Source organism: Kitasatospora sp. NPDC002543 (assembly GCF_053594915.1).
In genome coordinates this window covers 40,774-52,474 of sequence record NZ_JBSFWR010000029.1, presented here as the reverse complement: position 1 = coordinate 52,474, position 11,701 = coordinate 40,774, and the positions used below count along the sequence as shown (strand labels likewise).

Here is an 11,701-nt window from a genome sequence, read left to right as displayed (position 1 = left end):
CGGGCGCGCTGCGGCGCGCTGGGGACGTGGGACCGGAACGGGGGCGCTACGGTGCGACCTGGGCGTGGTACGGGGCGAGGACGGCGTTGAGCCGGCGCAGCCCCTCCGGGGTGTCCAGGTCGATCGGCGGGACGCCGGCGGGCTCGACGGCGCCCGCCGGGCAGCGGTCCAGGAACAGCACCGCGGCGCGGTCCGCCGGTTCGCGCTTGGAGGGCCAGACGAAGCCCTGCGACCAGGGGGCGGTGTGGGCGCGGATCCAGTGGCCCCAGGCCCGGGTGAACGGGTACTCCGCCGCCTCCGCCTGGACCAGCCAGGCGTCCTGGGCCACGCTCGCCAGGTCGCGCCCGGCCACCAGGGAGACCACGGTGACGTCGGCCGCCAGGCGCAGGAACGACAGCCGTCGGCCCCGGACGGCGGCCCGCTGCACCAGCCGCGGCCCGGCGGCGGGGTCGAAGGGGATCGAACGCAGCAATGTCTCGCAGACGGCCGCCTCCACGGTCAGCCCCGCGTACAGGAAGCCGTAGTCGTCGAGCGCGGTGCCGTCGAACCGGCCGCCGCCGTAGAAGCAGTCGGCCGGATTGCCGTTGAACGCGGTGGCGGCGCGCCGGGCCGAGTGCACCCGGACCAGCTCCGTGCCGGCGGCCAGGGTCACCCTGGTCGGGTTCCCGGGCAGCTTCTCGGGCGGGCGGACGTTGACCACGGACTACTCCTCCTCGGTCAGGTAGCGGGCGGCCTCGACCAGCCGGCCGTCCTGGCCGGTGCCGAGCAGTGCGGACGGGACGGCGTCGAGCAGGGCGTCGCGGGACAGCCACCAGTCGCTCACGCCCCACGGGTCCCGGTCGCCGCCGAGCAGGGCGTTGACGTCCAGGACGGCGATCCACGGGGTGGCGGCCTCGGCGAACTGGAAGGCCGGCAGCCGGACCGCCCCGCCGGTGCCGGTCAGGCGGAGCAGGCCGGACGCGTCCGGGTCCCCGCCCAGCCCCCGCACCTCGGCGGCGGACAGCGCCGGAGCGGCGAGCAGCCGGCGGCGGACCGCGCCCAGCACCGGGCCCACCATCCGGGAGCCGTCGAGCACCAGGACGGCGAGGTCGGAGGCCCGGAACCCGAGGTGGGCGGCGTCCACCGCGCCGGCGGTGAACCGCGGGGAGCCGGTGCCGGCGGCCCGCGGCAGCAGCGGCAGCAGGAGCCGCGCGGCCTCCTCGGCCGCCTCCCGGTGGCCGGGGCGGTCGGGGCCGTCCGGTCCGCGCAGCCGCTCCAGCAGCCCGGCCAGCCGGGCGGCCCGGTCGGCGGGGAGCCGCGCCGACAGCCGGTCCCAGTCCGCGGCCGCCGCGGCGAGTACCAGGTAGGGGTTCATCCGTCTCCTCTCAGACGGCGCCGAGCAGTCGCTCGACGACGTCGGCGGCGGCCGGGCGGCGCATTACCAGGTGGACCTCCCAGTCGGCGCCGCGGGCCGCCTCCGCCTCCACGGCGGCCCAGAGCGCGCCCAGACTCGCCTCGTAGCGGAGGCCGCCGCGCCCCGAGCCGAGCAGAGGGAAGGCCACCGAGCGCAGCGGCGGGTCGAAGGCGGTGCGCTCGCCGGCCATCGTGGCGAAGACCCGGGCGGCGGCCCGGGTGATGTCGGCCAGCAGGACGTCGTAGTCGTTGCTGTCCGAGCGGGGGACGGCGGTGACGGCGTGGTAGATCCGCCGCACGCCCTGCTCGGCCAGCCGGCCGGCCCCGGTGGGAGCCACCGTGCCGGGGGCGACGGCCCGACCGGTGACGCCGTGCCGGGCGGTCCAGGCGCGCAGCTCGTCGTGGACGAGGTCCTCGACCACGTCGCCGCCCGGGCCGCGGCTCGCGCCGGCCCGCCGCAGCGCCGCGGCCACCGAGGACTTGTAGGTGGCCGGGAGGGCGAGGAAGGTGTTGGCCGGCGAGACCACCACGTCGACGTCCCGCAGCAGGTCCACCGGGTGGACGTGCAGGGTGAGCGGCACCGTCCGGCCGCCCGCGTCCGCCAGCACGGTCCGGTGGGTCGCGGGGAGCTGGTGCGGGGGCCTCCCGGCGGCCCCGGCCCCGCCCGCGGCCCCGCCCGCGGCCCCGCCCGCGGCCCCGTCACCGGTTCCGGCCTCGGTCCCGGTCCCGGTCCCGGCTCCGGACTCGGGCGAACGCGCGGCGAGTTCGGCCAGCTGCTGCGACAACTGACCCAGCAGCACCACTTCGTGGTACTTGCGGAAGCGCTCGACGCTCACCCTGTACACGTCGGCGGCGCGCCTGCGGCGGTCGGCCGCGGCCCAGTCCCGGGTGCCCCGGGCCAGGCCGAGGCTGAACCCGGCGGCCTCCTGGAGCGTCCCGGCCTCGATCCGGGACAGGGCCAGCCGCAGTACCGCCTCGATGGCGGCGGCCCGTGAGGACCGCCCGCCGGTCGTGCCCACCCGGGCGGCGATCCGGCCCAGCGCCGGGAGTTCCAGGTCCCGCAGCCGCACCACGCCCGCCCGCCGGACCTGGCGGAGCTCGGCCATGATCGACTCGTGGTCGGGGTCCTGCCCGGGGCCGTGATCGGGCGCGTCGGCGCGGGGGTGATCGTGCGGCATGGGCGACAGGATTCCACCGCGCCGAGGACCGGGACAAGTTCGGCCCGGCCCCGGCAGGCATATGCACCGGGCCCCTTCCCGCCCGCCACAGGGGACTCATTCACCACCCGCGCACCATCTTGGGCGCCTTGTGGCGGCTTTGGCCGAAATTCGTCTCCGGTGGGTCTACGCTCTCCCAACGTCGGACCGAACCAAGGCCGTTGACGATCTTTGGGGGTGACATGGGCCTGCTCGGCGATGACCTGCCGTTCGCCCGTACCCTGAGTGCGCACGACCATGAGGCGTTCCTCGCGCTCGGCGCTCCGAAGGCCTACGCCCCCGACCAACGGCTGGTCGCGGAGGGGGACCGCACCACCCACGTCCTGCTGGTGCTGACCGGCTGGTCCATGGTCCACGTGGCGACCGACCGCGGGGCCACCCGGCTCGTCCTCGGCCTGCGCGGCCCGGGCGAACTCGTGGGCGAGCTGGCGGCGCTGGACGAGCGGCCGCGCAGTGCGACCGCGCAGGCACTCGGCCCGGTCGAGGCACTGGTGATCCCGGGGGAGCGGTTCCGGCGGTTCCTGGCCGAGACCCCCCGGGTCGGCAGCCGGGTGATGTCCCAACTCGCCTCCCGGCTGCGGGAGTCCGACCGCGAACGGTCCGCTTTCGCCTCCCTCACCGTCGTCCAGCGCCTGGCCCGGCGGCTCGTCGAGCTCTCCGCCACCGGCGCCACCGCCCGGGCGGCCGACTCCCGCGGCCCCGGCGGCGGTTCGACCGCCGTCGTGCACCTGGCGCAGGACGACCTCGCGGCCACCGTCGGCGCCACCCGGGAAGCGGTGGCCAAGGCCCTGAAACTGCTCCGCGACCAGCGCCTGGTGCGCACCGGCACCCGGATGGTCGAGATCCTCGACCCCGCCCCGCTCCTGCTGCTCGCCCAGGGGCAGTACGGGCAGGGGCCGGGAGCCGGGGGCCGTCCGAGCACCTGAACCCCGGGCGGCCCCGAACACCCGGGCGCCCCGTACGTCCCGCACATCCCGAACGTCCCGAGCACCCGAGAACCGACCGAGCGAGACCCGAACACCAGGACCCGAAGAGCCGAGGCCGGCGTGGAGCCGGGCTCCGGCCGCGCATGTAAACCATCACAGACAACCCGGCATGCGGCGCCGGATCCTGGCGGCATGTCGAAGACAACCGCGGGGGTGACCATGCTCGACCAGGCAGTCGACGCCGTGTACCAGCTGGTGGTCAGCGTGGACGTCCGGAGGTCCGGCGCCTACGACGACTCCGGGAAGACCCGGATGCGCGGACAGCTGTACGCCGTGCTCGACCGGGCGTTCGCCGAGGCCGGGGTGCCGGCCCCCGCCGTCCACCGGGAGGACCGGGGCGACGGCATCCTGGCGGCCCTCGGCCCCGACATCCCGCCCGCCCGGATCCTCGGCGTCTGGGCCAACGAGGTCCAGGAGCAACTGCGCCGGCTGAACGCGGGGTTGCGGATGCCGCTGGGGCTGCGGGTCGGCCTGCACGTCGGCCCGGTCACGCGCGACGCCCAGGGCATCAGCGGGCACGCCGTCGACCTCGCCTGCCGGCTCGCCGACGCGGACACGGCCCGCCGGGTGCTCGACCGGGACGGGGCCGACCTGGTCGTGATCGTCTCCGACTCGCTCTACCGCGAGGTGGTCTGCCACGGCGGCCGCTTCGTCGATCCCGAGGACTACGGCCCGGCCCTGCTGCGGCTCAAGGACGGCACCACGCCGGCCTGGGTCCGGCTGCCCGGGCGGCCCCGGCCCGCGCCGCTGCCGGAGGACGGGGGACCGGCGGAGTCCGACCCGGGCGGGCCGTCCGACGGCCCGTCCGACGGCCCTTCCGGCGAGCCGCCGCGGGGACCGTCGGGAGGGCCGCCGCGCCCCGCGCCCGGCGGAGCGCCGAGTGAGAGGCCGGGCGACACCTCGTTCCACACCCGCAACACCTACAACGGGCCGGTGCACATCGGCCGCACCGTCAACGGGGGGCAGCATGCCTGAGCCGCTGAACACCGCCGGGGCCGCCGAGCTGAAGCCGCCGAAGCTGACCCTGAAGAAGGACCTCCCCCCGCCCGCGGGCGCCGACCCGGTCCGCTCCCAGCCCCCCGGCGACCAGGACCGGGGCGCCGGCGACGCGGGAGCCGCCGGAGCCGAGGGGCCGAAGCCGGAGGCCGCCTCCGGGGAGGAGGCGGCCGGGGACCAGGAGCGGATCGACCGGGAGCAGGCCGCCGACCGGTTCCGCGAGCGCAGCCGCGACCGCCTGCTCGACGAGGAGGGCGACGAGGAAGGGGCCGCCGCCGGCCTGGGGGCGACCTTCCGGGCGCACCGCGAGGCCCGTGGCGCCTACCGGGTGGCCGGCGACCACAACCTGTTCGACCGCAACGTCTTCCACCAGGCCCACATCGGCGACATCCACCTGCGGCTGGACAGCCGGCAGGCGGTCGGCGCGGTCAGCGGGCCGGTCCCCGAGTCGGAGCTGCGGCGGGTGCGCCGGATCTACCGGGAGCCGGAGGGCTACGTCGACCTCCAGCGGGCGCTGCGCCGCCAGCGCGTCCTGGTCCTCGCCGGCGCCCCCGGCACCGGGCGGACCTGCACCGCGCTGGCCCTGCTCGACGAACTGACCCAGCACCGGACGGCCGCCGAGGACACCGCGCCGGGCGCCCCGGCGGCCGGCAGCGCCCCGGGCGCCGCCCCGGAGCCGTCGCGCCGGGTCTCCCGGGTCTCCCCGGAGACCGCCGTACGGCGGCTCGCCGCCACCGCGGCCGACGAGGCCCGGCGCGGGCACGGCTACCTGCTCGAACTCCCCTCCGGCCGCGGCAGCGTCGCCGAGCCCCCGAGCGAGCTCGAACTGGACGCCCTCGCCACGGCGCTCGCCGCCTCCGACTCCTACGCCGTCCTGGTGGTGGCCGCCGGTCCGACGGCGACCCCGCTGCTGTCCGGCCGGTACGGGCTGATCTGCCCGCCGGCGCCCACGGAGGCGCTGCTGCGCGCCCGGATCGCCGCCCACCTGGCCGCCGGCCCGACGGCCGGCGCCGGGGTCCCCGACGACCCGACCGCCCGGGCCCACGAACTCGTCGACGACGCCGAACTGCGGTCCGCCGTCGGGCTGGAGGACCTCCGGCCCGCCGAGGCCGAGCTGCTCGCCGACCTCGTCGCCGCCCATGTGCTGGGCCGGCTGAGCCGCGCGGAACTCCTCGGCGGCTGCGCCAGCCTGGCCCCGCAGCAGGCCCAGGAGTGGTTCGCGGGCGCGGACCGCGAGATCGTCGACGCGACCGCGTCCGGCGCCGGGTCCCCCGAGCGGTCCGCCAGCCGGTCGGCCGCCGCCGTCCTGCACCCGACCGCCTCCCGGATCGCGCTGGCGGTCCTCAACGGCGCCGCCCACAGCGCGGTGGCCGAGGCCGCCCGCCTGCTCACCTGGGAGCTCGCGGTGGCCCGGGACCCGGACAGCACGCCCGCGCGCCCGCTGTTCTGCGACGACCCGGTCTCCGATCTCGCCTCGCTGCGCGCCGAGCTGACCGAGGGCGAGGTGGAGACGGCGGGGGTCAGGGCGCCGGCCCGGATCGTCCGCTACCGGGGCTCGGCGCTGTCCGGCGCGGTGCTCGCGGAGGTCTGGGACCGGCACCACCCGGCCCGCGAGCCGGTGGTCCGCTGGATGCGGCTGCTCGCCGACGACCCCAGGCCCGAGATCTGGGTGCGCGCCGCGCTCGCCTCCGGTGAGCTGTGCGCGCGCGACTTCGCCACCGGCTACGAGAAGCTGGTCCGCCCGATGGCCACCGCCGCCGCCACCCGGCGCCGGGCCTTCGCCGCCACCGTGCTGGACCAGGTGGCCCGGCACGAGAGCCACCGGAAGGTCGTCCACGAGCTCGTCCACGACTGGACCAGGTCGCACTCCGCGCACCTGTGCTGGACCGCGGCCATGGTGCTCGGCTTCGGCCACGCCGCCCCGGTGGAAGCCGCCCTCGACGACCTGGCCCGGATCGGCACCCGCGAGGGCGACGCAGAGCCGCCGATCGCCTCGCACGGCGTCGTCCGGCTGCTGGCCGGCCCCGACGACCGGGCCGTGCTGCGTCGCCTCGGCGAGTGGACCGCCGACCAGCGGGTGCCCCACCAGGACCTCGGCCTGCTGGCCGTCGTCCGGCTCGCGGTGACCGAGGTCGGCGAGGTCTGGGACGGCGAGGCCTCCCCGGACCTGGGCGGGTACCTGGAGTGGCCGCTGCCGCTGGCCCTGGCCGCCGCCCGCCCCGACCGCGCCGGCCCGCTGGCCGACCTGCTGTGGACGGCGCTGCACACGCCGCGCTCCTCCGAGGCCGCCACCGACTGCCTGGAGTCCTGGCTGCGGACCGCCGACGACGGGGGCGGTCCGGACACCCGGGCCGGCCTGGCCGCGCTGCTGCCGGCCCTGGTCCGCGACAACCGCGACCGGCGGAGCCTGGACTGGCTGCTGCGGCGCATGATGAACGACCAGGACGAGCCGCTGCCCAAGGCACGGGCGAGCGAGCTCTGGCACCTCGCCACCGGCGACCGTCCCGCCGGAGACCGTCCGGCCGGCGACCGTCCCGCCGGAGACCGTCCGGCCGGGGACCGCCCCACCAGTGACCGCCCCGCCGGAGCCCGTCCCGACGGCGCCGGGCGCGGCGGCCGGGACCGGCCCGCCGACCGCCGCGAGGGCGGCCGGACGGGCGAGGGCACGAGGGAATCGGAGGAGCGAGGATGAAGGACGACCAGCAGGCCGCCGGCGCACCGGCCTTCGCCAAGACGGGCAGGCCCGAGCGGCCCGCCGGACCGCTGCTGAAGGAGTACAAGCGCCCGAGCGAGTGCACCCGCAAGCCGAGCGCCGAGGTCGCCCTGGTGCACTTCTACCGCAACGGCGGCCACAGCGTGGTCACCGCGATGGGCACCGAGCACGTCGACCGGCCCCGCTTCGGCCGGCCGGTGACGATCTGCGAGGTGGCCCGGGGCACCCACCTGTGCCAGCTCTCCCTCAAGGTCCCGGCGGTCGGCAGCGCCACCTTCTTCCAGGTGGAGGCGGACGTCTACTGGTCGGTCACCGACTACCGCAAGGTGGTGGACGGCCAGGTCACCGACGTCGCCGAGCGCCTGAAGGGCCCGCTGCTGGAGCGCCTGCGCACGATCTGCTCCGGCTACCCGGTGGGCGCCGCCGCCGAGGTCGACCGCGCGGCCAAGGCCGCCTGCCGCAACGGGCAGTGGGACGACCTGGGATACGACCTCGGGCTGCACGCGGACCTCTACGTGCGGGTCGCGGTGGACGCGACGACCATCGAGTACGCCGACCACGCGCGGAAGGCCGACCAGCAGGACCTCACGACGGCCCGGGACCGCGACCGCGAGCGGGCGGCCGAGTACCACCGCACCGAGCTGCTCCAGATCCGGATGCGCGCCTTCCGGGCGATGCTGGAGGGCGGCGAGTGGAACCAGATCTGCTTCATGCTCTCGGACGACCCGGACCAGGCGCGCGCCTTCATGGAGCTGCTGCGCCAGGAGGCGCGCGCGGACAAGCAGGAGCTGTTGAACCACACCCTGCGGCTGGTCGAGAAGGGCGTCATCCAGTCGGCCGAACTCGAATCGCAGGTAAGGGAGTTGCTGGGAACCGGCACCTACCGGATCGAGGGCAGCTTCGGCCGGCCGCCGGTCCGGGAGGCCGCCCGGCGGCCCGAGCTCCCGTCGAAGGACCACGGCCGCCCGGACGACCGGCGGGGCGGCGGCACCTCGTTCACCCCCTCGTGGGTGGACCCCGGGCCCGCACCCCGGGACCGGGACCGGGACCGGGGCCTTGACCGTACCGAGGCACCGCCCGCGGCCCGGCCCAGCGAGGCCTTCGACGACTGGGACCACCCCGGACCGGAGGCCGCCCCGGCGGACCGCCCCGCCCCCGAGGACCGCCGCCGTGACCGCCGCGACGACCGCGACGACCGCGACGACCGCGACGACCGCGACGACCGCGACGACCGGGACCACGGCCCGTGGTCCCCCGGCGACTGGAGCTGACCGCTCATGACCGCGACCGGACCCGCCCCCGCCCCCGACCCCGCCTCCGCCGTCGCCCCCGACCCCGTCCCCGACCCCGAACCCGACCCCGAACCCGTCCCCGACCCCGCCGCCGGGCCCGAGGCGGCCGCCCGCCCGGACGAGGCCCGCTTCATCGCGGACCGCCTCCTGTGCGTCGTCCGCGAGGACATCGGACGCGCCGACACCAAGTCCTCGATCCTGCTCACCGCCGCCCTCGGCCTGCCCGCCCTGCTCCTGGACCGCAACTGGGCCGACGGCCGGCCCGGCACGCTCGCCGCCGTCCTGCTCGCGCTCGGCGGCGTGTTCTGGGCCGCCGGGGCGGTCGCCCTGGTCCGGGCGATCCTGCCCCGCACCAAGACCCTGCGGGACCACGACGGGGTCACCTTCTTCGCCGACCTGCTCACCTCCGAGGGCCGGCCCCGGCTCACCGAACAGATCGTCGCGGCCGGCCGGGACCCGCTCGACTGGCTGCTCGTCCAGGCCGTGGACGTCAGCACCATCCTGGCCGCCAAGTACCGCCGCATCCGCTGGGGCGTCGCTTGCCTCGCCCCCGGATCGGTCCTCGCCACCGCCGGGATCCTGCTCACCTGAGCCCCGCCCGGTCCCGACCGCCTGCCACCGGCCGACGGCCCGGCCGCCCGCCGGCCGGTGGAACGCACCCTGATCCAGAGGAGATGACGGTGCCACACCTGCTCTTCGCGCGCCCCCCGCGGCGCGGCACCACCGGCCCGCGGGCCCGCCGCCCCCGGCGCGCCGCCGGCGGACTCGGGCGGGCCGCCGCGCTCACCGCGGCGTCCCTGCTGACCGTCGGCCTCCTGCCCGGCCAGGCCTCCGCCGAGCCCAGCCCCACGCCGGCCCCCTCCACGGCTCCCGCGGCGTCGGCCGCACCGACGGCGCCGGCTCCCGCCGCCATCGGCCCGGTCGACTACGCGATCGCCGTCGACGAGTCCGGCAGCCTCAAACCCGCCGAGGTCGACCGCGAGCGGGCCGCCGCCGCGGGGATCGCCCTCGGCGAGGTCCACCCGAAGTCGACCGTCACCGTGCTCGGGTTCGCCAGCGCGGACAACGACGCCCAGCACCCGGTGGACGAGGTCTGCCCGCCCACCGTCCTGGACGGCGCCGGCCGGGACCGGATCGGCGCGTGCATCGGCAACCTGCGCAGCCGCAAGCCGGACGAAGGGCAGGGCACCGACTTCCCGAACGCGATCCTCCAGGGGGTCAGCCGGCTGTCCACCGGGACGGACCCGGCCACGCCCCGGGTGCTGTTCCTGCTCACCGACGGCAAGCTCGACGTCGGCGACAGCCCGGCCTACGGCGACGACCGCGACCACCGCGCCACCGCCGGAGAGGCGGCCCTGGCCCAGGCCCTGGCCGCCGCGCAGGCCGCCCGGATCCAGGTCTGGCCGCTCGGCTTCGGCTCCGACATCGACCGGGCCGCCCTGGACCGGATGGCGGCCGCCGGCTTCCAGGACGGCTGCGTCGACCTGCCCGACGCGCGGCCCCGGGCCACCGCGGTGCCGGACGCCGCCGCCGTCGCCGGCGCGATGCAGACCGCCTTCGCCGCCGCCCACTGCCTGCGCGCCACCACCGGCGGCACCGGACACCCGCCGATCGACATCGAGATGCGGATCTCGCCGCTCACCACCGTGGGCAGCATCGTCGTCGACAAGGGCGACCCGGCCGTCACCGCCACCTACTTCGACCCCTCCGGCCGGCAGATCACCGCCACCACCACCGACCCGGTCTCCAAGTTCGAGCTCTCGCCCCGCGACCAGACCGTCGAGTCGCTGCGCATCACCGACCCGGCGCCCGGCCAGTGGAAGGTCCACCTGGACGCCCCGGCGGACCACCGGGCGCAGCTGGCCTCCGTCAGCGTGCTGTGGCGCGGCGCGCTGCGCAGCTCCATCACCATGGCGCCGCCCTCGCCGCGCCCCGGCGAGCAGGCCGTGGTCACGCTCAAGCTCCAGACCCGCAAGGGGGTCCAGGTCACCGACCCGCAGGACCTGAAGGACCTGAAGGTCAGCGCCGTGCTGAGCGGCGACGGCTTCGCGCCGGTGCCGGTCAGGCTGGCCGACGACGGGACGGGCCCGGACCGCACCGCCGGTGACGCCACCTTCAGCGGGACGGTGACGGTGCCCGCCACGGCGACCGGCCGGATCAAGGCCTCCGGCACGCTCGCCGCGTCCGGGCTGACGGCCGACGAGGACCGCACCCAGGGCACCCTGGTCGCCCCGGCGGTGCCGAAGGTGACCGCCGGCCTCACCCTCGACGACACCGCCGGCCACAAGCTCCACCCCGGGGACGCGCTGGCCGGCCGCCTCGACCTGCACAACGCGGACGGCACCCCGCACACGCTGCGGCTGGCGCTGCGGGACACCTCCCCGGGCCTGCTGGCGGTCTCCCCGGAGGAGGTCACCCTGGCGCCCGGCGAGTCCCGCCGGGTGGACGTCGCGGTGCGGGCGGCCCGGCCGGCCGCCTTCCGCGGCCTGCTCGACGGCGGCGACCTGCGGCTCGGCGGCAAGGTCACCCTGGTCGACGGCACCGACCAGGACCGGGTCCTGGTCGACAGCCCGTTGTCGCTGACGGTCACCCGGCCGCCGACCTTCTGGGAGAGCTGGTGGTGGGCGCTGCTGCTGGGCGGCCTCGTGGCGGTGCTGGCCGCCCTGGTCGTCCTGGTCCTGCACCGCGGGAAGGTGACGGGCCGGAACCCGGCGGGGCTCAAGCTGCTCCTGCTGGACCAGGAAGGTCATCAACTCGCCGACGTCACCGCCGACTCCGGCACCAACGGCTGGTACGAGTTCGACGTGGCCGGCCTCGGCGGCCCCTACCCCCGGCTCGTCCGCAAGCCCGGCGGGCCGTACCGGGTGCAGCGCAGCCGGGACGGCGGAGCGGTGCTGGAGAAGCGCCGCCAGTCGACGACCCGGATCCACCCGGACCGGCCGGCCTCGCTCACCGACGGCCTCGGCCTGGGGATCCGGGACGAACGGCGCGCCCCGCGCCGCCGCACCGGCCCGACCGCCCGCCCCCGGCCGGGCCGCGCGGGGAGCCCGTCCGCGCCACCGGCGGCCCCGCCGCCGACCACCACCTACCTCTGAGCCCCCGTCC

The 11,701-nt window shown here is 77.2% G+C and carries 9 protein-coding genes; 6 read left to right on the top strand and 3 right to left on the bottom strand.

Going from position 1 to position 11,701, the window contains the following annotated elements; all coding sequences use genetic code 11:
- Positions 1-46: 46 nt before the first annotated feature.
- From ACWD4P_RS15210 to ACWD4P_RS15200, 3 genes are read right to left on the bottom strand one after another with little or no spacing between them, the layout of a single operon-like run.
- Complete coding sequence (locus ACWD4P_RS15210) at positions 47-700, bottom strand: RES family NAD+ phosphorylase (RefSeq protein ID WP_449779908.1); 654 nt, start codon at positions 698-700, stop codon at positions 47-49.
- Between the two features lie 3 nt (positions 701-703).
- Positions 704-1,354 (bottom strand): hypothetical protein, encoded by a 651-nt coding sequence (locus ACWD4P_RS15205; RefSeq protein WP_449779907.1) that lies wholly within the window; start codon positions 1,352-1,354, stop codon positions 704-706.
- 10 nt (positions 1,355-1,364) lie between these two features.
- Positions 1,365-2,498 carry a macro domain-containing protein gene (locus tag ACWD4P_RS15200; RefSeq protein ID WP_449779918.1) on the bottom strand — a complete coding sequence of 378 codons (1,134 nt, stop codon included), beginning with the start codon at positions 2,496-2,498 and terminating at the stop codon, positions 1,365-1,367.
- Positions 2,499-2,791: 293 nt separating this feature from the next.
- On the opposite strand from ACWD4P_RS15200, the gene ACWD4P_RS15195 reads away from it, so the two are divergent.
- From ACWD4P_RS15195 to ACWD4P_RS15170, 6 genes are all read left to right on the top strand, one after another.
- Positions 2,792-3,535 carry a Crp/Fnr family transcriptional regulator gene (locus ACWD4P_RS15195; RefSeq protein WP_449779917.1) on the top strand — a complete coding sequence of 248 codons (744 nt, stop codon included), beginning with the start codon at positions 2,792-2,794 and terminating at the stop codon, positions 3,533-3,535.
- 192 nt (positions 3,536-3,727) lie between these two features.
- Complete coding sequence (locus ACWD4P_RS15190) at positions 3,728-4,570, top strand: hypothetical protein (protein ID WP_449779906.1); 843 nt, start codon at positions 3,728-3,730, stop codon at positions 4,568-4,570.
- Positions 4,563-7,283 carry a hypothetical protein gene (locus ACWD4P_RS15185; RefSeq protein WP_449779905.1) on the top strand — a complete coding sequence of 907 codons (2,721 nt, stop codon included), beginning with the start codon at positions 4,563-4,565 and terminating at the stop codon, positions 7,281-7,283. The genes ACWD4P_RS15190 and ACWD4P_RS15185 overlap by 8 nt, the downstream gene beginning before the upstream one ends.
- Positions 7,280-8,575 carry a hypothetical protein gene (locus tag ACWD4P_RS15180; protein WP_449779904.1) on the top strand — a complete coding sequence of 432 codons (1,296 nt, stop codon included), beginning with the start codon at positions 7,280-7,282 and terminating at the stop codon, positions 8,573-8,575. The genes ACWD4P_RS15185 and ACWD4P_RS15180 overlap by 4 nt, the downstream gene beginning before the upstream one ends.
- Positions 8,576-8,581: 6 nt before the next feature.
- Complete coding sequence (locus ACWD4P_RS15175; RefSeq protein ID WP_449779903.1) at positions 8,582-9,187, top strand: Pycsar system effector family protein; 606 nt, start codon at positions 8,582-8,584, stop codon at positions 9,185-9,187.
- Between the two features lie 83 nt (positions 9,188-9,270).
- On the top strand, positions 9,271-11,691 hold the full coding sequence (locus tag ACWD4P_RS15170) for a choice-of-anchor X domain-containing protein (protein ID WP_449779902.1): 2,421 nt from the start codon (positions 9,271-9,273) through the stop codon (positions 11,689-11,691).
- Positions 11,692-11,701: the final 10 nt, after the last annotated feature.